25 protein-coding genes and 2 pseudogenes are annotated in these 19601 nt (G+C 59.6%); 13 read left to right on the top strand and 14 right to left on the bottom strand.

Annotated features, from left to right (window positions below; genetic code table 11):
* The first annotated feature begins 30 nt into the window (after positions 1-30).
* The 3 genes from AAIA72_RS10930 to AAIA72_RS10940 are packed head-to-tail and all read left to right on the top strand — an operon-like array spanning position 31 to position 2092.
* Complete coding sequence (locus tag AAIA72_RS10930) at positions 31-705, top strand: response regulator transcription factor (RefSeq protein WP_369600350.1); 675 nt, start codon at positions 31-33, stop codon at positions 703-705.
* Positions 702-1517: a HAMP domain-containing protein gene (locus AAIA72_RS10935; RefSeq protein WP_369600351.1), complete on the top strand. Its 816-nt coding sequence runs from the start codon at positions 702-704 to the stop codon at positions 1515-1517. Before AAIA72_RS10930 ends, AAIA72_RS10935 begins: the two co-directional genes overlap by 4 nt.
* 35 nt (positions 1518-1552) lie before the next feature.
* Positions 1553-2092, top strand: coding sequence for a sensor histidine kinase (locus AAIA72_RS10940; protein WP_369600352.1), 540 nt, complete (start codon positions 1553-1555; stop codon positions 2090-2092).
* Between the two features lie 112 nt (positions 2093-2204).
* Here AAIA72_RS10940 and AAIA72_RS10945 read toward each other — a convergent pair whose 3' ends face one another.
* The 8 genes and pseudogenes from AAIA72_RS10945 to AAIA72_RS10980 all read right to left on the bottom strand — a co-directional run bounded on the left by AAIA72_RS10945 (position 2205) and on the right by AAIA72_RS10980 (position 8308).
* Positions 2205-2726, bottom strand: coding sequence for a plastocyanin/azurin family copper-binding protein (locus AAIA72_RS10945; protein WP_369600353.1), 522 nt, complete (start codon positions 2724-2726; stop codon positions 2205-2207).
* A gap of 56 nt (positions 2727-2782) precedes the next feature.
* Complete coding sequence (locus AAIA72_RS10950) at positions 2783-3715, bottom strand: copper resistance protein B (protein WP_369600354.1); 933 nt, start codon at positions 3713-3715, stop codon at positions 2783-2785.
* Positions 3712-5570: pseudogene (locus AAIA72_RS10955) on the bottom strand (copper resistance system multicopper oxidase). The gene AAIA72_RS10950 and the pseudogene AAIA72_RS10955 overlap by 4 nt, the downstream one beginning before the upstream one ends.
* A gap of 119 nt (positions 5571-5689) precedes the next feature.
* Positions 5690-6001 (bottom strand): hypothetical protein, encoded by a 312-nt coding sequence (locus AAIA72_RS10960; RefSeq protein WP_369600355.1) that lies wholly within the window; start codon positions 5999-6001, stop codon positions 5690-5692.
* 257 nt (positions 6002-6258) lie between these two features.
* Positions 6259-6438: pseudogene (locus AAIA72_RS10965) on the bottom strand (IS66 family transposase zinc-finger binding domain-containing protein); the annotation flags it as partial.
* 401 nt (positions 6439-6839) lie between these two features.
* On the bottom strand, positions 6840-7079 hold the full coding sequence (locus tag AAIA72_RS10970; RefSeq protein WP_369600356.1) for a DUF2933 domain-containing protein: 240 nt from the start codon (positions 7077-7079) through the stop codon (positions 6840-6842).
* A gap of 155 nt (positions 7080-7234) precedes the next feature.
* A complete protein-coding gene (locus AAIA72_RS10975) occupies positions 7235-7891 on the bottom strand; it encodes a cytochrome c (protein ID WP_369600357.1) in 657 nt (218 codons plus the stop codon).
* A 93-nt stretch (positions 7892-7984) separates the two neighbouring features.
* A complete protein-coding gene (locus tag AAIA72_RS10980; RefSeq protein ID WP_369600358.1) occupies positions 7985-8308 on the bottom strand; it encodes a hypothetical protein in 324 nt (107 codons plus the stop codon).
* 151 nt (positions 8309-8459) lie between these two features.
* Between AAIA72_RS10980 and AAIA72_RS10985 the strand changes: the two genes are divergently transcribed.
* The 3 genes from AAIA72_RS10985 (at position 8460) to AAIA72_RS10995 (ending at position 9923) form a co-directional block, all read left to right on the top strand.
* Positions 8460-8816, top strand: coding sequence for a hypothetical protein (locus AAIA72_RS10985; protein ID WP_369600359.1), 357 nt, complete (start codon positions 8460-8462; stop codon positions 8814-8816).
* 27 nt (positions 8817-8843) lie between these two features.
* On the top strand, positions 8844-9419 hold the full coding sequence (locus tag AAIA72_RS10990) for a carboxymuconolactone decarboxylase family protein (RefSeq protein ID WP_369600360.1): 576 nt from the start codon (positions 8844-8846) through the stop codon (positions 9417-9419).
* Between the two features lie 117 nt (positions 9420-9536).
* Positions 9537-9923, top strand: coding sequence for a DUF302 domain-containing protein (locus tag AAIA72_RS10995; RefSeq protein WP_369600361.1), 387 nt, complete (start codon positions 9537-9539; stop codon positions 9921-9923).
* On the opposite strand, the gene AAIA72_RS11000 is transcribed toward AAIA72_RS10995, so the two are convergent.
* The 4 genes from AAIA72_RS11000 to AAIA72_RS11015 all read right to left on the bottom strand — a co-directional run bounded on the left by AAIA72_RS11000 (position 9915) and on the right by AAIA72_RS11015 (position 12478).
* On the bottom strand, positions 9915-10415 hold the full coding sequence (locus AAIA72_RS11000) for a cytochrome c (RefSeq protein ID WP_369600362.1): 501 nt from the start codon (positions 10413-10415) through the stop codon (positions 9915-9917). The two genes, AAIA72_RS10995 and AAIA72_RS11000, sit on opposite strands and share 9 nt — an antisense overlap.
* A gap of 5 nt (positions 10416-10420) precedes the next feature.
* Positions 10421-11602 carry a c-type cytochrome gene (locus AAIA72_RS11005; protein ID WP_369600363.1) on the bottom strand — a complete coding sequence of 394 codons (1182 nt, stop codon included), beginning with the start codon at positions 11600-11602 and terminating at the stop codon, positions 10421-10423.
* A 57-nt stretch (positions 11603-11659) separates the two neighbouring features.
* On the bottom strand, positions 11660-11992 hold the full coding sequence (locus tag AAIA72_RS11010) for a hypothetical protein (protein WP_369600364.1): 333 nt from the start codon (positions 11990-11992) through the stop codon (positions 11660-11662).
* 129 nt (positions 11993-12121) lie between these two features.
* Positions 12122-12478: a hypothetical protein gene (locus tag AAIA72_RS11015; protein WP_369600365.1), complete on the bottom strand. Its 357-nt coding sequence runs from the start codon at positions 12476-12478 to the stop codon at positions 12122-12124.
* Positions 12479-12715: 237 nt separating this feature from the next.
* Between AAIA72_RS11015 and AAIA72_RS11020 the strand changes: the two genes are divergently transcribed.
* Entirely contained in the window at positions 12716-13306 is a 591-nt protein-coding gene (locus AAIA72_RS11020; RefSeq protein WP_369600366.1) for a heme-binding beta-barrel domain-containing protein, read from the top strand.
* On the opposite strand, the gene AAIA72_RS11025 is transcribed toward AAIA72_RS11020, so the two are convergent.
* Together AAIA72_RS11025 and AAIA72_RS11030 are read right to left on the bottom strand one after the other, a co-directional pair.
* Entirely contained in the window at positions 13291-13995 is a 705-nt protein-coding gene (locus AAIA72_RS11025) for a response regulator (RefSeq protein WP_369600367.1), read from the bottom strand. The two genes, AAIA72_RS11020 and AAIA72_RS11025, sit on opposite strands and share 16 nt — an antisense overlap.
* A gap of 14 nt (positions 13996-14009) precedes the next feature.
* Positions 14010-15614, bottom strand: coding sequence for an ATP-binding protein (locus AAIA72_RS11030; RefSeq protein ID WP_369600368.1), 1605 nt, complete (start codon positions 15612-15614; stop codon positions 14010-14012).
* Positions 15615-15795: 181 nt separating this feature from the next.
* On the opposite strand from AAIA72_RS11030, the gene AAIA72_RS11035 reads away from it, so the two are divergent.
* From AAIA72_RS11035 to AAIA72_RS11060, 6 genes are all read left to right on the top strand, one after another.
* Positions 15796-16152, top strand: coding sequence for a hypothetical protein (locus AAIA72_RS11035; RefSeq protein ID WP_369600369.1), 357 nt, complete (start codon positions 15796-15798; stop codon positions 16150-16152).
* 2 nt (positions 16153-16154) lie between these two features.
* On the top strand, positions 16155-16781 hold the full coding sequence (locus tag AAIA72_RS11040) for a tripartite tricarboxylate transporter substrate binding protein (RefSeq protein ID WP_369600370.1): 627 nt from the start codon (positions 16155-16157) through the stop codon (positions 16779-16781).
* Positions 16782-16866: 85 nt separating this feature from the next.
* Positions 16867-17343, top strand: a complete 477-nt coding sequence (locus tag AAIA72_RS11045; protein ID WP_369600371.1) for a tripartite tricarboxylate transporter TctB family protein — start codon at positions 16867-16869, stop codon at positions 17341-17343.
* Position 17344: 1 nt separating this feature from the next.
* Positions 17345-18841: a tripartite tricarboxylate transporter permease gene (locus AAIA72_RS11050; RefSeq protein ID WP_369600372.1), complete on the top strand. Its 1497-nt coding sequence runs from the start codon at positions 17345-17347 to the stop codon at positions 18839-18841.
* A 57-nt stretch (positions 18842-18898) separates the two neighbouring features.
* A complete protein-coding gene (locus AAIA72_RS11055) occupies positions 18899-19348 on the top strand; it encodes a MerR family transcriptional regulator (RefSeq protein ID WP_369600373.1) in 450 nt (149 codons plus the stop codon).
* A gap of 13 nt (positions 19349-19361) precedes the next feature.
* Positions 19362-19586, top strand: a complete 225-nt coding sequence (locus AAIA72_RS11060) for a heavy-metal-associated domain-containing protein (protein WP_369600374.1) — start codon at positions 19362-19364, stop codon at positions 19584-19586.
* The last annotated feature ends 15 nt before the right edge of the window (positions 19587-19601 follow it).

Genomic DNA, 19601 nt, shown 5'->3' on the forward strand with positions numbered 1-19601 from the left:
AGACGGGCAAACCACAGAGCCGGATGAAGCATGATTCTGGTGGTGGAAGATGACGAGCGCATTGCCGCACTCCTCATGCAAGGCTTGCATGAGGCCGGATACCGCTGCGAGCGTGTTTCAGATGGCCATCAGGCCATTGACAGAATTCTCGGGCACGCCTGGAGAGTGGTCATTCTGGATCTGATGCTGCCCGGGTGCAGCGGACTGGATGTACTCGCGGCCATCCGCAAGGGAGGCTGCGACGTTCCGGTGCTGGTACTTTCGGCACGAAACTCGGTGGATCAGAGGGCTGAAGGTCTCAATACGGGGGCTGACGATTATCTGCCCAAACCTTTCTCGTTTATTGAACTGATCGCCCGCATACGTGCACTGGAGCGCCGTTCCCGCACCTTTCAGCCAGAGATATTGTCCGCAGGCAAAATTGAACTGGATGCCGTTCAGCGCCAGGTATATGTCAGGGGCCAGCCCGTGCTCCTGACAGAACAGGAATACCGGTTGCTGGAGCACTTCATGCGCCATCCCCTGCGCGTTTACTCTCGCGAACAACTTGCGCAGCTCGTCTGGGGATACAATCAGGACATCGACGAAAACGCTGTAGAGGCTGCCATCAGCCGGTTACGGCGAAAACTCGGCGAGCGGGCTAAGAATTCGTGTATTGAAACCCTGCGTGGCGCAGGTTATCGATTCAATCCCGGCACATCATGAAACCTCTCTCACTGGCCGCCCGGATTCAGATCAGCATTGTGATTCCGGCTCTTCTCTTTTTGGTTTCGGCACTGGCATTGTCCGCACATTTTTTTTCAGAGCACTTCTATCAGGAAGAACGGCAGGACATGGCCGATCTGGAGCACGAGCTGTCAGCCATCCTCCGGTCAAGCGGCCTTGAAGGGCTGAAAACACAAGCAATCCCCCCCTCCCATCATGTTTTCGTCTACGCTGTCTTCAGTGCGGATGGCAGCCATGCTGTTTTCTCAAACAATCACAGTGCAAAGAAAGTACTGGCTGAACCCGTCGAAGCTCCGTTCGTGACCCGCAATATTGAGGGTGAGCATTTCCAGGTCTGGAATGCCGAACCTCCTCTGCCACCGGGTATTCGCGAGATCCGGATGGCCATCAATGTGCAGAGCCGGGTGAACTTCGAGCATTTCCAGCTCACGTGGTTTTCCGCCCTGATGGTCATGCTGGGAGCACTCATCACCGTTCTGGTAACGGTCACTGTACGCCGTGGATTCAGGTACCTGAACCGCATAAGTGACGATATCGCAGCCGTTTCGGCCACCAATCTGAGCGTGCGCTGGCTTCCGCAGCAATTCCCGAGGGAAATCGCCCCTCTTGTCCGGGCGCTGAACAGGATGCTGGATCAAATTGAAGGAGACTACCGTTATCTTGAACAGTTTTCCGATGCCATGGCTCATGAGCTGAAAACACCGCTCACCAGCCAGATCGCCTGCCTTGAGCTCGCACTGATGCGCTCCAGATCGGGGAAGACTACCGGGCGGCCCTGCAACACGCGCTGAATGACAGTCGTCACCTCTCATCCATTGTGCAGGACATGCTCTTCATTTCAAAAGCACGTGCCCTGGCCTTTGGGCAGCCCGAACCTCTGGATGCCGTTGCCCTGATACGCGATCAGCTTGAGCGGATGCAGCCACTTCTCGAGCGAAGGAGGATGCAGCCGGATGTGTGTCTGCCAGAGTCACTGCCCGAGGTCAGGGGATACCGGTTACTGCTGGACCGGGCTTTGGCCAATCTCATATCCAACGCCATCAGACACGCGGAGCCGGGCAGCCCTCTGATCATCGAAGCCGCAGAGAAGCAGGGCGTCGTGAGGCTGTCCTTCCGTAACCGGGGAGACGTCAGCGAAGCCTTCGAAGAACATGCCTTTGATCGTTTCTGGTCGGGCTCTTCGGCACGAACCCGCACAGAAGATGCTGCACATTCAGGCCTGGGACTGGCGATTGTCAAGGCGGCTGTGGAGGCATGTCAGGGAAGGGTGGTCGCTCAAGCGCATGACGGCTGGGTCCGTTTCGACCTTTACCTCACTGCATGCCCGAAGAACAATTCTTCAAAAGACGAAACAGGAACGGCCTGAGCACAAGCCTTTCGAACCGGAAAAGATCCGGGAAGTGCCTCCGCCCGCCATGGCAGGCGGAGGCACTGATCCAGTACGTCAGGTATTCGTAACCGGGTTAAGGAAAGGCAAATTATCCCGCAGTAATCCTGATTTTCCCCTGCATACCCGCTTCCATGTGGCCGGGTATCAGACAGGCAAAGTCCACAGTGCCCGGCTCATCAAACTGCCATACCAGCCCACCACGTTGGCCAGGCTTGAGCCTCACCATGTTTGGTTCGGCATGCTGCATGCGGGGTGCGTTGCGCATTGACTCGGCATGTGCCCGGAGCTCGTCCATGGTGCCAATGACCAACTCGTGCGGTACCTTGCCCGTGTTCCTGATAAAGAAACGGACGGTCTCCCCCTTCCTGACCACGATATCCGACGGTGTGAAACGCATGGAATCATCCATGATCACCTCAATGGTGCGATCCACGCGGGCAGGGTCACCGGGCCTGCCGATATCGGAGAGTGATGCCCCGCTGTGCGTGGCACTGTCCATATCCTGCATGTTGTGCCCACTCATGTCATGACTGTTGCCATGGTTGCCCCCTGCCAGAGCCAGTACCGGCAGCGTGGTCAGCATCAATACATTCAGACTTCTTTTCAGCATGGTTTTTTCCTTCAGTTGGTTAATTGACAATCAAATCAATGAGTCTGCCGGCAACTCTAGAACCACAGTCTCACACCTGCGACATACCCCGTTTCACGGGTACGCTGCCCTTCATCCCGGGCCATATCGGCGGTCTGCCCGAACTTGCCCGCCCATTCCACTCCGATGTAGGGGGCGAACTGACGCGAGAACTCATAACGCAGCCGCAAACCCGCCAGGGCATCGGACACTCCACTGCCCAGACCACGCGCTTCATCTCGCTTGCCATACAGATTGACTTCCACGCGGGGCTGCAAAACCAGACGCTGAGTGAGCAGCAGTTCATATTCGCCCGACAGACTCAGTGCCGTGCGTCCCGAGCGCCCAACGTAAGCGGTGGCATCAACCTCGAACCAGTAAGGCGCAAGCCCCTGAACGCCGAAGGCAAGCCAGGTCCGGTCAGGCTCCGTACCACTGTCCTGCCGCACACCGAGGCGGGTGTCCCAGTATGTGGCCATCGCATGTCCCCACAGGAGCTCCGTTTGCGCTTCCTCCAGCCGGCCTTCGGCAACTTCACCTTCGGCCTCGAGAACCAGACGGTCATAGGTATTCCCGTACGAGGCCCGGGCCTCATAGGCGGTCATATTGCCATCATCCAGGTAAACGCGCTCCAGGCGACCGAAAAGCAGGCTACCGAACAGATGCTCATCAGCCAGCCGAAGCTGCCTGGGCCCGGGAAGCGCATAAGGACCCGACTCCAGCGTCAGGCCATCGGCGTATGCGTGCGGATCGCGAACCTCTGCCGGAGCAGCCCCCTTCATGCTCATGCCGCCATGGTCCATGGTGTGATGCGCGGGCGATTCGGCTTCCGACCGGGCGTGAGCCATGCCGGAATGACCGCTGCCTTGCATCGGTGTCTGCGCCCAAGCAGATACCGTGCCGAGCGATACCAGCGCAACCGTAAGGAGAGAACAGGGTTTCATGGCAAATTTTCTCTTGATCAGTTTCATGACACGACCACCTTCCGGAACATTCCCATTTCCATGTGCAACATCAGATGGCAGTGCCAGGCCCACTGTCCGAGCGCGTCGGCAGTCACCAGGAAGCTGATCCGCTGCGCAGGCTGAACCGGAATGGTATGGCGTCGAGCCAGAAACTGTCCTTCGGGCGTTTCCAGTTCACTCCACATCCCGTGTAGATGCATCGGGTGCGTCATCATCGTATCGTTGTGAAGGATAATGCGTACCCGTTCGCCATAGCGAAGATGTACGGGCGTACTTTTGCCGAACTCAAGGCCATCAAGCGACCAGGTATAGCGCTCCATGTTGCCGGTCAGATGGAGTTCGAGCTCACGTTCGGGGCCGCGCGGGTCAAGCGGTCCCCCGACCGTATGCAGATCGGCCAGCGTCAGTACCCGGTGTCCGGGGGGCGCCTTCCCTGCTCTGCCAGCTGTCGCAATCCGGCCCCCGGATCATCAAGGTTCGTGCGCGGCATGTCCACCCGCATATCTGTACCCGGCCCGAATTCCGCGCTGGCGTGCCGAACCGTGGTGCCCGGTCTGGACAAGGCACCGCCCATCATCCCGGCCATCGCGCCATGTTTCATGCCGGACATGCCATGGTCCATTCCCGGCATCTGGTGCCCCATGGATGAGTGATCCATGCCAGCCATGGCCGGGCCGCCATGCCCCATTTGCGCGTGATCCATCGCACCCATCATATCTGCCATGGTCAGCCATTCGACCGGATCCAGCGGGGGCACCGCGGCTTCCAGCCCTTTGCTCACGGCGAGCGTACCGCGCGCATATCCGGTTCGATCCATGGATTGAGCGAAAATCGTGTAGGCATCCTCACTCGGGGTCACGATCACGTCGTAAGTTTCGCCGGGACCGAACCGGAACTCGTCGACAGTAACGGGTTCAACATTCTGGCCGTCGCTTTGCACCACGGTCATTCTGAGCCCGGGGATGCGTACGTCGTAGAAGGTATTGGCTGCACCGTTGATAAACCGCAAACGCACCCGCTCACCCGGCCGGAAAAGCCCGGTCCAGTTTCCTGCCGGTGTCACGCCGTTCATCAGATAAGTCAATGTCTCACCCGAAAGATCGGCCAGGTCGGTCGGGTTCATCCGCATCTGATTCCACATCGCACGCTTTTCGAGCGCGCGGGAAAGCCCCCTGTCGGCAACGTCCCGGAAGAAGTCGAGAGCTGTCGGCTGGTTGTAGTTATAATAATCCCCCTGCACCCGCAGTTTGGTCAGCACCCGCATGGGATCTTCGTCCGTCCAGTCGGACAACTGAACGATGTAATCCCGGTCAGCCTGGACAGGGTCTCCGTGTCTTGGCTCAACGATGAGCGCACCATACATCCCGGTCTGCTCCTGCGTACCGGAGTGCGAGTGGTACCAATAGGTGCCGGTTTGCTCGAGGCGAAACCGGTAAGTGAACGTTGCTCCGGGTGGAATACCGGGAAAGCTGATGCCGGGTACACCATCCATCTGGTAAGGCAGAATGATTCCGTGCCAGTGAATGGAAGTGGACTCACTCAGGTGATTGGTAACGCGTATAGTGACCGTGTCGCCTTCCCGCAAACGCAGGGTAGGTGCAGGAATGGATCCGTTGATGGTAGTCGCCATTCGGGGCGTCCCGGTAAAGTTGACCGGCGATTCGGCAATGACCAGATCAATCTCCGTACCACTCAACACCGGCGCCGTGCCCGTGTGGGTGTCGGTCCGCCCCGGCTGCAGTGCGGCACGTGCCCAGGGGGAGAAACCAACCATCACGCCCCCGGCAACCAGACCCTGCACAAACCGGCGACGAGAAGCTTTTGACGCAAGCCATGCATTACAACTTCTTGGTTGCGACATCTTAAACCTCACTATCTCATTAGAAATTATCTTCTGGGGGAAGGGCCCGAAGTGGCGCCTTCACCCAGTGCTCAGAAAACGCTTATTGCAGTCCTGACAGGATCCAGGATCAGGTAAGCTTAATCGTTCTGACCAAACATCAGACGCTTATGTTCTGATGCGGTCAGGTTATCCATATGGTGACGGGGATGAACCGGCCCCAGAACTCCAGCAGTTTCAGGGGAATTATCATCAAACATCATTCGTTTGTGTTCATGGGCAAGACGTCTGTCTGAGTGCTCATGCTTCATGGGCCGGTCAGTCATGTCATGAAAATTTGCTTGCGATTTCTGCTCAGCAAGGTTACCGGATTGACTTATCGGTGCCGAATCCGCAAAAGCTACTGTGGTCGAAAACGTGGTCACAATAGTGAGAAGTGATACTCTAATCATGGTCAGTCCCTCATCTGGTTTATTTGTTTTGCTTCGAGGAGCGTGTCCTCTTCTGGCACTACACAGTTTGCGACACGAACCTGACATGAAACTGACAACTCAGTTAACAAGGTGAAAGGCAGTAAGCGATCCCAAACCCCCACCCCAGTCAGGCAGTGGGTGGTGGGCGCCAGGTTCCAGAGCAGGATGGCGTCACGGTTGCCGGCATTGCTACCGGGAATCAGAGCCGCCGGTTTCCGGACCACCTACACTCCCAACTCACATTGCTTGCAGGCATACTTGTGACGGACACGCCGCGACAGGTGCAGGCGGGCCGGGATATATTCCAGGGTCTCGCTGACCTCTTCGCCAATGCGTTGCTTGTGACATCCGCAGGCACAGACCTTGTCGGCGTCATCCAGGTCATGCTCGATCACTTCGCGGGGCAGGTCCTCAGGCCGGGCCTCCCAGCCGAAGGTGTGGCGACGGACGTGCCCCCGGACTTCCGTGGGCCCGGCAGACTGATATGAAGAGGCCGGCCATTGGTAATCTGAGTATCCAGCTTGATGCAGTCATCCGCTGCGGCATCAACCGGCACGCGGACAAAGGCACTCTGGCCGGGGTATTCTCTGCATACCCCTTGCGCCTGAGGGTGTGGGCGGCGTTGTACAAAGTGGCTGGGCTGACGCCGTTCTCGACAGCGACCTGCTTCAGGGACTTGCCCTGTGTACGGGCCTGTTCGATCAGGGAAAGATAGAAGGCCTGTTTTTCGGTGAGCGACATGGCGGGCTCCCGTACAATGGCCAGGCGTACCTTAGCCGATCCGCTGGGCGGTTTTTAGATGGGGGTTTTGGATCGCTTACCTTTGATCCGGCAGTTTCCGAATCTCAGGATCCTGCGCGTCAGACTCCGCGTCGTGGTCATGATGCCCCTTCCCGTGACCATGCCCTCCATGCATGAAGACATGCATCAGCGGGCACGCAAGCAACAGGCCGTAGAACAACAGGTCACGTCCGCTGATCCAGCCCGACTGCACGGCCGAGACTCCCGCAACCACCAGTGTCGCGCCCACAACTTTCATGGTATGGGTAATTTTCATTGCCCTGCTCTCTCACTATGCAAGGATGCTGACAGCCTAAGACCTGTGCCTTGCACACAGGTCAACCCGGTGGCCATGACGATCCGGTAAGAAATACGCGCCAAGGCCAGACACCCTCAGGCAGGACAGGCGGGCCGAAGCCCGCCGGAAGGGCGCTATTCGGCATGCCCCTGACCCTCGTGGAACTTCTGATGCACGTAGGTGAGAACATCCCAGCGTTGTTGTGGGCTCAGGACATTCTTGAAGGCCGGCATCGCAGATCCCTCACTTCTGAAGGGTTCCACCTGTCCACCTTCGCTGACGCGCCAGAACAGGTAGTGGTCAGAATGCCGGAACATGCCGTGGAAGTGATTGTTCAGATCTGCCGGTTTGTGGCTCAGCCCTGCGGCTGCGGGGCCGTCACCTTCACCGTCTGAACCATGGCAGCTCTGGCAGTACCGTGAATAGATCTTCTTGCCACGCTCAGCGGCTTCGGAATCGTTCCAGTCCGGGATGGCCTGAACCTGATAATCTGCTGGCGGGTCAATCCAGCGATCATGCCGGTGCCCGCCTCCATGATGATCATCATCGTGGCCGGCCATCATGCCGTGGCCACCTTCATCATGCCCGTGCATGTGCCCGTCATCATCGTGGCCCGGTGTGCCTTCATCACCATGCATCGCCTCGTCACCATGCATCGCGCCGGTGTCCATCATCCCACCATGATGATCCCCATCATCATGCATGGCCGAGTGGGTGAGGTTGGTGCAACCGCTCAGCACGCCCACCAGCGCGGCCATCAACGTCATCCGGAAAATTCGGGGTCTGTTCATCGTCATACTCCTTCTCAGGATCACATTCACGGGCGGTCCGCTCAGCAGAGCCCGTGAATCATTTCATCTGCGTTTTTTTCTTTTGGACGAGAATCAGACCCGTTTGGGCGGAGGCTCTGGCACCCGGCTATTGCCCGGGGCCGGTTTGGCCGCAGTCTGCCATCCATACACCGATACCCTGAAGGGATGCGGTGCTGCCCAGCGGGCTGCAATGGCAGACAACTGCAACTGATGACAGTGGAGGGAATCCGTATCGCGCGCGGGTACTTCATACGCCAGGGCATCATGGCCGTGGGTGTGACCGGTGGTGCAAAGCGTCACGCCCCATCCGGCGGAACCGACTTCAGCCAGCCCGCCCTCCTGAACGGCCATCCCCAAGAGGATGACCATACCCATCACAAACGATAGCTCTTTCATGCTGACTACTGTAGGCGGTTTGAGTGGTATGCACCCTGTTACAGATCAATTTCTGTCCTGTTTTTAATATTAATACTGCCTATGGCGGTTGACCTATGTGTTACTCATACCTTGTATACTGACTCCAGAATCCATCAAGGAGGGAGCAGCCATGAGCAAGACCACACACAAGACAAGCGTCAATCCCGCGCACCTGGTCAAACGCTCCCTGCGCGTACAGGTGCCGTCCGAAAGCGCCATGACCCGGGCCATCGCCGAATTGAATGAGGACATGGGTGTCGATCGGGTCGAATGGATACCAGGCAAATCCCGCCTGACGGTGATCTACGATGCATCGTTCCGCTCGCTGGAAAATATTGAAGCGATTCTCCAACATCACGGGATACAGTGGGCACCCGGTTGGTGGAACCAGAAAAAACGCAATTGGTACGCCAGCTCGGATGCGGACATCAAGGAAAACCTGAAGGCCGAGCCGCATTGTTGCAGCAAGATGCCGCCGGGATACTGACAACACGACAAGAGAAGGAGATCCGTCATGGCGCGTATCGGTCCGGCGAAAAAGGTTCCGTGGTATATCCGGCTGTTTTTTCTCAATCAGAAGCGCAAATACGGAGCCGTGCTGGAACCGGCGCGCCTGTGGGCACGCAGCCCCAAGGTCTTCATGGGCGTGGCACTGTTGTTCGGCGCGCTCGACCGGCGATCCAGCCCCATTCCGCCTGTCCTGCGTTCACTGATTACCGTTCGGGTTTCGCAGATCAACTGGTGTCGGTTCTGCGTGGATATCAATTCCATGATGGTGCTCCGGCGTGGCGCGGAGCAGGCCAAGCTGGACGCTCTGGAGCACTTTAGGGAATCCGATCTTTTTTCAGAGGCGGAAAAGGCTGCCCTGCACTACGCCGAAGTCATGACCCGCTCGGACCTTCAGGTTACCGACGCAGATGTGGATGCACTTCGTGCCCATTTCAGCGAGGATGCCATCGTCGAGCTGACGGGGCTGATCGCCTTCCAGAACCTGTCCAGCAAGTTCAACGCCGCACTGGATGTTGCGCCACAGGGATTTTGCAAGGTACCCCCCAAACCGGACAAGCGTGCATCAGGTCGCTTGATTTAACTTATAATAACTATATATACATGTTTAGATTATTCGCCCATGTTTACACTTGGTCAAAATCTGAACGGTAGTTCCACCCATGTACCGCAAAATAACTGCAAAAAAGGAGAACGCCAGATGACCTACACGATTGATCGTACACTGACCGGCTGCACCCTGGCTGAAGCCGAATCCCGCGTACGCGACGCCCTCACCGCCCAAGGATTTGGCGTGCTGACTGAAATTGATGTCTCCGCCACCATGAAAAAGAAACTCAACAAGGACATGCCGGGCTACAAGATTCTGGGCGCCTGCAACCCGAACATGGCCTGGCAGGCCATCGGTCTGGAGCCGAAAGTCGGCGCCATGCTTCCCTGCAACGTGATTCTGCGTGAAACGGATGCCGGTATCGAAGTCAGTGCCATTGATCCGGTCGCCTCCATGGCCGCTATCGACAATGACCAGCTCAAGGCCGTCGCCGGGCAGGTGCGCGACCTGCTCGGCAAGGTGATTGCGTCACTCTGACATCAGGTATGCCACCAGCGCCTCCGCCTCCGCCGGGCTCAGTGCCCAGCGGGGCATGGCATCATCCAGACGCCGGCCATCCGGTTCCACACCTTCGATAATGGCACGCTTGAGCGTCTCGGCCGTGTAGGCCTCATGCTCGTGATCGCCGTCAGCATGCCCATCCTCATGAGCCCCGCTTTCGTTCAGGCCCAACGCCTCGGGCGTCAGGGCCGGTGCGCGCACCCAGAACCGCGGCCACATGACCTGCCCGCCCTCACGGTCGGCCCCATGACAGGTCACACAGCCACCTCCGTGCATCCGCATGTGATGATGCCCGCCGGAGAACGGAATCTGGCGGCCGTCCTCACCCCGTCCGGTGAAGTAGATCTGCTCGCCCAGACTGCTGTACTCGCGGAATTGCCAGGCCATGTCGTCCCCGTCGTGCATGTGCCCTCCGCATCCCGCCAGCAACGTGGTCAACGCCGTGATGCCCACTATCCGCAGTGTCATGTTCGTCACTCCTGACAGTTCATGTGTTTGGGCCCCTGGCAGTTGCGTTCGCGCTCACGCCAGAGGGTTTTCATGTAAGCGATGATGTCATCAGCCTGCCCTGCACTGAGTGTTCCTTTCCACGCCGGCATGCGGGAACCGGGCACGTCGGGAAAACCGTTCAGGATGGTTTCCCTGAGGTTCTCGTCCGTGTGGTGCCAGGCATGCATGGTCCAGTCCAGTGCAGGCGCCATGCGGTAATTCTGATCTGTCAGCGCCTGAACGCTGTAGGTTTCACCCACACCATTCGAACCATGGCAGGCCGTACAGTATTGGTCAAACAACTTTTTGCCCGATGCTTCCGCCGGCCCCATGGCCACGGCACCGCGGTTGAGCGTCCAGTTTGTGCCTGTCGCATCGCCGGTCCAGAGCATGCCGGTATTGTCGAGCAACTGATAGCCCTCTCCGGCCCTGACCAGGTAGCGCGGGTAACGCGTGCCCAGTGCGTTGAATACGGGCCGGAACCTCAGTGTATCCGGCTCGGCTCGCATCAGGCCCTTGCCGACCACGAATGCCCAGACCACACCATCCGAAGTGACACTCACCAGTGTGACCGGCAGACGCAGCATCATCCCGGGCCGCCATGTCCTGCCCTGATCTTCACTGACCAGCAGGCCCTGATCCACACCGGCCATCAGGTGTTCCTTGTCTCCCGTCACCTGCAGTGCCAGGCTGTAGGTTTTCTCCGAGGGCAGCTTGCCGGCTTTCTCCCAGGTCTGCCCCCCATCGGCTGAGCGCTGCAGGCTCCCGTACAGTCCATAGATGATGCGGCTGTTGCGCGGATCCACCGCCATCATGTGGAAGTCCACCGGTCCGTTGAGCCCCGGTGAAACACGTGTCCAGCGAACACCATCCGTACTCCTGACCAGGCCGAGATTGCCACCCTCCGGCGGATGCCCTGAGCCGAGCAGCGCTTCCTGGGTGTAGGCCAGCGACATGAAATCCCAGGCGTCAGCGGATACCCGGCGGGCATCATTGAGTTTCGGGTCATAGCGGTAGAGTCCGTCATGTCCTGCCAGATAGGGGACACCCTTGAGTTCGGCCATGCCGTGAATGTGGCTCAGCTTGTCAGGTGTGATGGCGACAGCCTGAGTGCCCATCACCAGTGTCAGGGCCAGTGCGGCCGCCCCGCGTACCAGATTCTTCATTGTCTTCTCCTGATTAATAACCAATTTCAAGCGTTAGGTCGTCTACGTGATTGGCAATCAGGCAAAAAGGGGCGGACGCAGTGGTGCTTCAATGAAAGGCGAGTCGTAACGGGGAATACGGGTGACAGGCCTCTGCGTGCCCTGCAACAGTCCGCTGAATCCGGAGACCGGGATGGCAACCGGCCACTGCAGCTGTATCTGGCACTGTGCCTGGCAGCCCGGGGCCTGGCACTGCTGGTGAGATGACGAGGCCGCGAACATCCGGGCGCCATGGGTGAGCGGCATCAGTTCCGGCCCGGCCGGCTGGTTCCACACCGGTACCTGCCACGTCGCTTTCAGCGGCGCAGCCAGCGCGAGGAGAAACATCAGCAGCACATGCCGGACAATCATGACCGATTCCGCAGTTGAGGCCTCATGCTAATTTATCACAGCTTGTGCCGGACCGTTTGATATGGATCATGACCATTCGGAAAGGCACGCGTCAACGTGCCTTCAGGTATGGTGGGCATCCCGGCCTGATCAGTTGTTCGGACCGAATGCCCTCATCTTGTACTGGTGTGCGGTTTCGCCCGGCATCCGGTCCATGCGCATCCCGTGCCGGCCATCCGTCATCACGTCGTCCCGGGTCTTGTCCATTCGATCCAGGTGCTTGCCGGCTTTGGGCATGCCTGCGGCGGGAGGCGGCAGCGTGTTCAGATCCATCCCGGACCGGTCCCCGTTCAGCCGATCTTCCGACAGAGGTTCCGCATCCCGGGTTATCCAGCTGTTGTCGTTGGCGCGGCGGTCCGCCAGGCTGTTCTCTCCCGCCCACCCGCTGGCCGGCACGGCAAGTGTGGCCGCAAGAATGAGTGGTGCGGTGACAGAATGAATTTTCATGGTGGTGCTCCTCTGATTGATATGACGTTGGAGTCCCTCACGCGGGCTAAGGTTCCGGCCCGACCGCCAATCAATGGTTACGTTTTGGACACCTCCGGCCAGCCACCCCCTTTTCAGACAACACGCCTCTGGGCGCCCGAACCCGAAAGGGGCGTGAGATCCGCTCACCCTTCATGATATGCTGAGCCACAAAGGCAAAACCGGCAACGCAACCCAAACCGAACATGGAGATTCACCGTGACAGAGAAGACACCCTGCATGGCACCCCTGATTGCAGAACATGAGGTGGACTACGGCCCGCTTGCGGCACTGGCAGGTGCATGGTACGGCGAGAGCGGCACGGATGTGGCGCCGGAACCGGACGGCAAGGAAATCAATCCATTCTATGAAACCATCGTGTTCACCCCGGCCGGGGACACGACCAATGCCGAGGAGCAGACACTGGTGGCGATGCATTACCATCAGGTGGTGCGGCGCAAGTCCGACCACAAGGTATTTCACAACGAAACCGGCTTCTGGCTCTGGGAACCGGCCACCGGCAGGGTCACACAGACCCTGACCATTCCCCGGGGTGTTTCCGTCATCGCCGAAGGCCGTGCAGAAGCCAACGGTGAGGGCTGGGTGCTGGAAGTGGAGACCACCGAGGATGGCCGGGTGGGAGCGATTGCCCAGACACCCTTCCTGGCGCAGAAGGCGCGCACGCTCTCCTTCACTCACCGTATCGAGGTGGCAGGTGACACGCTGCGCTATACGGAAACCACACTGGTGGACATCTACGGCCGCCGTTTCGAGCACACGGACCGCAATACCCTTCAGCGCACGGCCTGAGCCGGCTGGTAACGCCGCTCGGGGCGGCCCACGGAGCCGTAGCTGATCTGGGCCCTGAGCTCACCCACGGACACCAGATACTCCAGGTAACGGCGCGCGGTAATCCGGCTGGCACCCAGTTGCCGGCCGACTTCCTCCGCGCTGAAGGCCACGTCGGGAGCACCGAAGAGCTTGCGCACGTTGGCCAGCGTCAGCTCATCGATTCCCTTGGGCAGTGTGCGGACCGGTGAGACGCCGGTTCGGGAGGGCGACTCACGCGGCAGCAGGGCATCCACGTCGGACTGGTGTGCCAGCTGGTCAAGCTGACGCAAGGCCTCATGGTGCTGGCGATACCCCAGCAACGCCTTTTCCAGGCGCTCGAACGCCAGAGGCTTGAGGATATAGTCGAATACGCCTCGGTGGAGGGCTTCGCGCACGGCTTCCACTTCCCGGGCGCCGGTAATCATGATGACGTCCACCGGATGATCGGCTGCCCGGAGTTCGCGCAGCAGTTCCAGTCCCGTGCCGGACGGGAAGCGGATATCCAGCAGCAACAGATCCGGCTTCAGGACGTCCACGCAGTCCCGCACCGGTTCCAGGTCATGGGCAATGCCCACCACTTCAAAACCCGGCACGCGCTCCAGAAACCGGCGCGTGATCTCGGCAATCTGTGTATCGTCTTCTGCGATGATGACTCGAATGGTCTGCATGGTTCTGCCTGATGTTATCGTTGTTTGGGCAGGTAAACGGTAAACCGGGTACCCCCTTCATCGGCCGGTTCCACCGTAATCGTACCATGAAAAAGGGCCACCCACTGCCTGACCAGATGCAGGCCGTAACCATGCCCGGATTCGGCCTTGCTGGTGACCCCCTTGTGGAAAATCGTTTCCCGTGCCTCCGGCGGAATCCCCGGCCCCTGATCCTCGATCTCGAAAATGAGCTCGTCGCCGAAGTCCGACATGGACACCGAGACGACACCACCACGCCCGGTATGGTCGCGGGTGGCTTCCAGTGCATTGTCGATCAGGTTGCCGAGAATGCTGACCAGCTTGTCGCGCTCCAGGGCCTCGGGCAGATCACGCATGTGACTTTCCGGGTGCAGGACCAGCACCAGCCCCATCTCCCGGGCACGGTTGTACTTGCCCACCAGACAGCCTGCCAGCAAGGGATCCGGGACAGCCGCGATGAGAATATCCATCAGGGCCTGATGGCCCCGGGTTTCCTGGCCGATCAGCGCCAGGGCATCCTCCGTGGCCCCCATCTGGATCAGACCGGCGATGGTGTGCAGCTTGTTGGAGTACTCGTGGGATTGGGCGCGCAGGCTGTCCGCATACTGCTCCATCTGGTTGAGGCGGCGGGTAATGCGATCCAGTTCGTCCCTGGGCCTGAAACTGGACACCACACCGGCCATCTGCCCGTCCATTTCCAACGGAATGCGGTTGACGATATAGACACGCCCCTGAAGGGTGACCTCGCGGTCAAATTCGGGCGTGCCGGTCGTGAGGACTTCCGACATGCCACTGTCCGGCAGGACTTCGCTCAGCGGCCGGCCTTCGGGCCGGCAGTCCTCGGGCAGACCCAGCATGCGTTTGGCACTGCTGTTGAAGGTGGTGATCCGCCCTTCGCTGTTGATGGCAATGATGCCCTCGCGCACCGAGGCCAGCGTGGCATTGCGCTCCTTGAACATCAGCCCGATCTGCTCGGGCTCAAGCCCGAAGATGGCGCGCTTGACGTGCTGGGCAATCCAGACACCGCCCAGTACGCTGGCAGCAAAGACCATGAGCACCACCACCAGCAGGGTATCCCGATAGCGGCGAATGACCTGTTCCACCGCCTCCAGGGTGAATCCCACGGAAACGATGCCCACCACCTCTTCGCCAGCCGGATCAAAGACCGGGGCCTTGCCACGCATCGTGGGCCCCAGACTGCCAACGGCCTTCGTTACATAAGGGCGTCCTTGTACCAGTGCAATCTCGTTATGATCACCCTCATCATCATACATGGGCTTGCCGAGGCGGGAAGGTGTGGGATGTGCCAGGCGGATACCCTGCCGGTCACCGATGACGATGAAGCGTGCGCCCAGTTCTTCCGCCAGGCGCCGGGCCAGCGGCTGGAGATACTCGCTGTCCCGGGCCTGCACGGCACGCACCACTTCCGGCATGGCAGCGATGGTCCGGGCCACCTGCAATGCACGCAGGCTGATCTGATCATCCAGGGAATCGTGGAGCTGCCGCAGGGCATAGACGCCAATGAAGCTGGTCTGCAGCAAGGCCAGCAGTCCGATGATCAGGATCATGCGGGTCTTGAGTTTGCGCGGTCGCCAGCGCATGAATGCGTGTCCTCCTGTGTCAGGACAACATGCTAGCCGACACGCTGCCATCGGGCCACTTACTTTATGAACGAAACGTCCCTTATCTTCAGAACGCTTCTTATCTACCCAATCTGGTCAGCCACAGGTAGCGTGCGTATGTTGGATGCCGTGAGATCCAACAATAACAACCGGAGTCAACATGAAAAAAACCACTTCCCTTCGTTCCGTCCTGGCTGCGCTGACCCTGGGCGCATCCGTGGCACTGGCACCGGCGGCCCAGGCTGCCGAACGCGTGCTTGAGAGCATCCACTTCCTCATTCCCGGCGGCGCAGGTGGCGGCTGGGACGGCACTGCCCGAGGCACCGGCGAAGCCCTGACCAAATCCGGCATCATCGGCACGGCCAGCTACGAGAACATGTCCGGTGGCGGCGGCGGCAAGGCCATTGCCTACCTGATTGAAAATGCCGACAGCAATCAGGACACCCTGATGGTCAACTCCACGCCCATCGTGATCCGCTCCCTCACCAAGGTTTTCCCCAGAGCTTCCGGGACCTGACCATGGTCGCCAGTACCATCGGTGACTATCAGGCATTGGTGGTGTCCAAAAACTCACCCTACAAGACGTTCAGCGATGTGGTGAAGGACTTCGAGAAGGATCCGCGCAGCGTCGCCGTGGGCGGTGGTTCGGTCCCCGGCAGCATGGATCATCTGGTGGCCGCAATGGCTTTCGAAGCGGCGGGCCAGGATCCCACCGCAGTCAAGTACATCCCCTATGACGCCGGTGGCAAGGCCATGGCCGCACTGCTGTCGGGCGAGATCAAGTTGCTTTCGACCGGCTTCGGCGAAGCGGTGGGTCTGGCACAGTCCGGAGAAGTCCGCATCCTGGCCATCACGGCCCCGGAACGTCAGGACGTCGCACCGGATGCACCGACACTCAAGGAACAGGGCTACAACGCCGAGTTCGTCAACTGGCGCGGATTCTTTGCCGCTCCGGGCCTGCCCGAAGCCAAGCGTCAGCAGTTCATCAAGGCCCTTCGCCTGATGTATGACACCCCGGAATGGGAAGCTGTCCGTGCCCGCAACGGCTGGGTCAACATCTTCCACCCGGGCGATGAGTTCACCGCCTTCCTGGAACAGCAGGAAAAGGTTATCGGCAATCTGATGCGCAAGCTCGGTTTCCTCTGAGCCTCCGGACCTGCCGCAGACCACACCACAACAGGCCCCGAGGGGCCTGTTTTCCGATTAGTTCCGACGTTTCACGGAGTCTGCTATGACACTTGAACGCTGGCTTTCCCTCTTCGTGCTGGCATTCTGTCTCACATACGGTTATGCCGCCTGGTTTGTGCTGGATGCAGCCATGCCACCCTTTGCACGTTTCAGCCCCGTGTGGCCGAGTTCCTTCCCCAAGGTCCTGGCCATTCTTGGTCTGATTCTGGCCATCCTGCAGCTATTTCATGCGCCACAGCCTCTTGCCGAAATCCGCCGCAGCAAACTGGCGACATACCGCTGGCTGGAGGTGGGGCTCACCCTGATCGCCATGGTGCTGTACGCCCTGCTGCTGGCACCTCTGGGATTCATCCTGTCCACGGTCCTGTTCCTCATCGGTGTCGCTGCCCTGCTCGGCGAACGGCGCTGGCTGCTGCTGGTGTCCGTGGCGCTGCTGTCTGCCGGAGGCATCTGGTACCTGGTGGATCCGGTGCTGGGCATTTACATGCGGCCCTGGCCCGCCCTGTCCGGAGGACACTGACATGCTCGAAGGTTTGCTGACCGGTCTCGAAACCCTCCTTTCTCTGAAAATGCTCATGGTGGTCGTGGGCGGATGCCTGATCGGGACGTTCATCGGTATGCTGCCCGGGCTCGGGCCCATGTCCATCATCGCCATCATGATACCCGTCGCCATCACGCTGGGTGATCCGGAGGCCGCACTGGTACTCCTCTCCGGCGTGTATTACGGTGCCATATTCGGCGGCTCCACATCGTCGATCCTCATCAACGCCCCCGGGGTTGCCGGCACGGTCGCCACGGCCTTCGACGGCTACCCCATGGCCCGCAAGGGACAGGCGGGCAAGGCGCTGACCATTGCCGCCATTGCCTCCTTCTGCGGCGGCACCTTCGGAGCGGTACTGCTGATGATCTTTGCCCCCATGCTGGCGAGCGTGGCCCTGCTCTTTCACTCGGCAGAATATTTTGCCCTCATGGTACTGGGGCTCTCCGCCATCGCGGCCTTTGCCGGCCAGGGCAATGTGGTGAAGGCGCTGATGATGACGGTTGTCGGTCTCATGCTGGCCACCATCGGCGAATCTGCCCTGTTCAACCAGCCCCGCTTTACCGCCGGCATGCTGGATCTTCAGGGCGGAATCGGTTTCATCACCCTGGCCATGGCCATGTTTGCCCTGCCGGAAGCCCTGTTGCTGATTCTCGATCCTTCGCGCTCCAAGACACCCGGCGAACAGGACAGCGAAATCCGCAACCTGCGCATCAGCCGGGAAGAAGCCCGCGCCATCGCACCAGTCATCGGACGACAATCCATTCAGGGATTTCTCATCGGCGTGCTGCCCGGTGCAGGTGCAACCATCGCCTCCTTTCTCGGCTATGCCGTGGAGCGCAACCTGGCCAAGCCCGAAGAGCAGGCCGAGTTCGGCAAGGGTTCCATCAAGGGACTGGCGGCGCCGGAAACCGCCAACAATGCCGCCTGCACCGGCTCCTTCGTGCCCTTGCTGACCCTGGGCATTCCGGGCAGCGGCACGACCGCCATCCTGCTCGGCGCTCTGGTGGCCCTGAATGTGACACCGGGCCCACGGCTCATGATCGACCAGCCGGAAGTCTTCTGGGGTGTGATCATGTCCATGTACATCGGCAATCTGGTGCTGCTGATTCTCAATCTGCCGCTGATTCCCTACATTGCCAAACTGCTCACGGTGCCGCGCACCTTCCTGATCCCCTTCATCCTGTTCTTTACGCTCATGGGGGTCTATATCGGGCAAAACAACGCCACGGAACTGCTAATCCTGATCGGCCTGGGGGTACTGGCCACCCTGCTGCGCATCGCCGGTTTCCCGCTGGCACCCTTGCTGATCGGCTTCATCCTCGGCCCCATGCTGGAAAACAACTTCGCACGGAGCCTGCAGCTGTATGACGGCGTGTCCTTTCTCTGGGAACGCCCGCTGACCGGCGGCATCCTGGCGCTGGCGGTGTTTCTGGTCATCCTGCCCGGTCTGCGGAGTCGACGAAACCTTAAAGCTTGACCTATGTCCTACACGCATGTTGTACACTGACCTCATCATCGTAATGGAGGGTACAACATGCGTGTCAGCGAACTGGCTGAAAAGGCCCGGGTGACCCCGGAAACCGTCCGCTACTACACACGGCAGGGACTGCTCCATCCCCACCGGAATCCTCACAACGGCTATCAGCTCTATGGACACGAGGACTACCGGACACTCGTTTTCATCCGCAAGGCCCGCCAGCTGGGCTTTTCTCTGAAGGAAGTCACCCACATACTGAAGGAAGCGGACAAGGGACATTCACCCTGCCCGCTGGTCCGTGACCTGTTCGAACGCCGGTTTGCCGAGGTGAGCGCCCAGATCGAGGAGCTGACCCATCTGCGCGACCGCATGGCAGAGGCCATGCAGGCGTGGCGGACCATGCCGGACGGTCAGCCGGACGGCCACACCATCTGCCGGCTCATTGAACACTGGGACAAGGAAGACCAGGATGTCACCGAAACTGCCACCGCATTCCAAACCACCTGAGAAGGAGAATGACATGTCAAAGACCTACCATTTCCGCATCACTGAAGTCGGTTGCCAGGCCTGTATCGACAAGATCACCAAGGCGCTCAAGGCCCACCCCAACATTACCGATGTCAAGGTGGACAAGGCTTCCGAACGCCTGTTCGTGACCGGCGACAACCTCGACAGCGATGCCATCGCAAAGGAAGTCACTGACCTGGGTTACCCCACCGAGTACCTGCAGGACATCGGCGAATAATCGCCAGGAGGATAT

The sequence above is a fragment of the Thermohahella caldifontis genome (assembly GCF_041153465.1).
In the GTDB taxonomy this organism is placed as follows: Bacteria; Pseudomonadota; Gammaproteobacteria; order Pseudomonadales; family Oleiphilaceae; genus Thermohahella; species Thermohahella caldifontis.

Excerpts from the sequence above, each read along its gene's own strand:
- AAIA72_RS10930 (WP_369600350.1), top strand. The coding sequence starts at position 31 with ATGATTCTGGTGGTGGAAGATGACGAGCGCATTGCCGCACTCCTCATG.
- AAIA72_RS10935 (WP_369600351.1), top strand. The coding sequence starts at position 702 with ATGAAACCTCTCTCACTGGCCGCCCGGATTCAGATCAGCATTGTGATT.
- AAIA72_RS10940 (WP_369600352.1), top strand. The coding sequence starts at position 1,553 with ATGCTCTTCATTTCAAAAGCACGTGCCCTGGCCTTTGGGCAGCCCGAA.
- AAIA72_RS10945 (WP_369600353.1), bottom strand. The coding sequence starts at position 2,726 with ATGCTGAAAAGAAGTCTGAATGTATTGATGCTGACCACGCTGCCGGTA.
- AAIA72_RS10950 (WP_369600354.1), bottom strand. The coding sequence starts at position 3,715 with ATGAAACTGATCAAGAGAAAATTTGCCATGAAACCCTGTTCTCTCCTT.
- AAIA72_RS10960 (WP_369600355.1), bottom strand. The coding sequence starts at position 6,001 with ATGATTAGAGTATCACTTCTCACTATTGTGACCACGTTTTCGACCACA.
- AAIA72_RS10970 (WP_369600356.1), bottom strand. The coding sequence starts at position 7,079 with ATGAAAATTACCCATACCATGAAAGTTGTGGGCGCGACACTGGTGGTT.
- AAIA72_RS10975 (WP_369600357.1), bottom strand. The coding sequence starts at position 7,891 with ATGAACAGACCCCGAATTTTCCGGATGACGTTGATGGCCGCGCTGGTG.
- AAIA72_RS10980 (WP_369600358.1), bottom strand. The coding sequence starts at position 8,308 with ATGAAAGAGCTATCGTTTGTGATGGGTATGGTCATCCTCTTGGGGATG.
- AAIA72_RS10985 (WP_369600359.1), top strand. The coding sequence starts at position 8,460 with ATGAGCAAGACCACACACAAGACAAGCGTCAATCCCGCGCACCTGGTC.
- AAIA72_RS10990 (WP_369600360.1), top strand. The coding sequence starts at position 8,844 with ATGGCGCGTATCGGTCCGGCGAAAAAGGTTCCGTGGTATATCCGGCTG.
- AAIA72_RS10995 (WP_369600361.1), top strand. The coding sequence starts at position 9,537 with ATGACCTACACGATTGATCGTACACTGACCGGCTGCACCCTGGCTGAA.
- AAIA72_RS11000 (WP_369600362.1), bottom strand. The coding sequence starts at position 10,415 with ATGACACTGCGGATAGTGGGCATCACGGCGTTGACCACGTTGCTGGCG.
- AAIA72_RS11005 (WP_369600363.1), bottom strand. The coding sequence starts at position 11,602 with ATGAAGAATCTGGTACGCGGGGCGGCCGCACTGGCCCTGACACTGGTG.
- AAIA72_RS11010 (WP_369600364.1), bottom strand. The coding sequence starts at position 11,992 with ATGATTGTCCGGCATGTGCTGCTGATGTTTCTCCTCGCGCTGGCTGCG.
- AAIA72_RS11015 (WP_369600365.1), bottom strand. The coding sequence starts at position 12,478 with ATGAAAATTCATTCTGTCACCGCACCACTCATTCTTGCGGCCACACTT.
- AAIA72_RS11025 (WP_369600367.1), bottom strand. The coding sequence starts at position 13,995 with ATGCAGACCATTCGAGTCATCATCGCAGAAGACGATACACAGATTGCC.
- AAIA72_RS11030 (WP_369600368.1), bottom strand. The coding sequence starts at position 15,614 with ATGCGCTGGCGACCGCGCAAACTCAAGACCCGCATGATCCTGATCATC.
- AAIA72_RS11035 (WP_369600369.1), top strand. The coding sequence starts at position 15,796 with ATGAAAAAAACCACTTCCCTTCGTTCCGTCCTGGCTGCGCTGACCCTG.
- AAIA72_RS11040 (WP_369600370.1), top strand. The coding sequence starts at position 16,155 with ATGGTCGCCAGTACCATCGGTGACTATCAGGCATTGGTGGTGTCCAAA.
- AAIA72_RS11045 (WP_369600371.1), top strand. The coding sequence starts at position 16,867 with ATGACACTTGAACGCTGGCTTTCCCTCTTCGTGCTGGCATTCTGTCTC.
- AAIA72_RS11050 (WP_369600372.1), top strand. The coding sequence starts at position 17,345 with ATGCTCGAAGGTTTGCTGACCGGTCTCGAAACCCTCCTTTCTCTGAAA.
- AAIA72_RS11055 (WP_369600373.1), top strand. The coding sequence starts at position 18,899 with ATGCGTGTCAGCGAACTGGCTGAAAAGGCCCGGGTGACCCCGGAAACC.
- AAIA72_RS11060 (WP_369600374.1), top strand. The coding sequence starts at position 19,362 with ATGTCAAAGACCTACCATTTCCGCATCACTGAAGTCGGTTGCCAGGCC.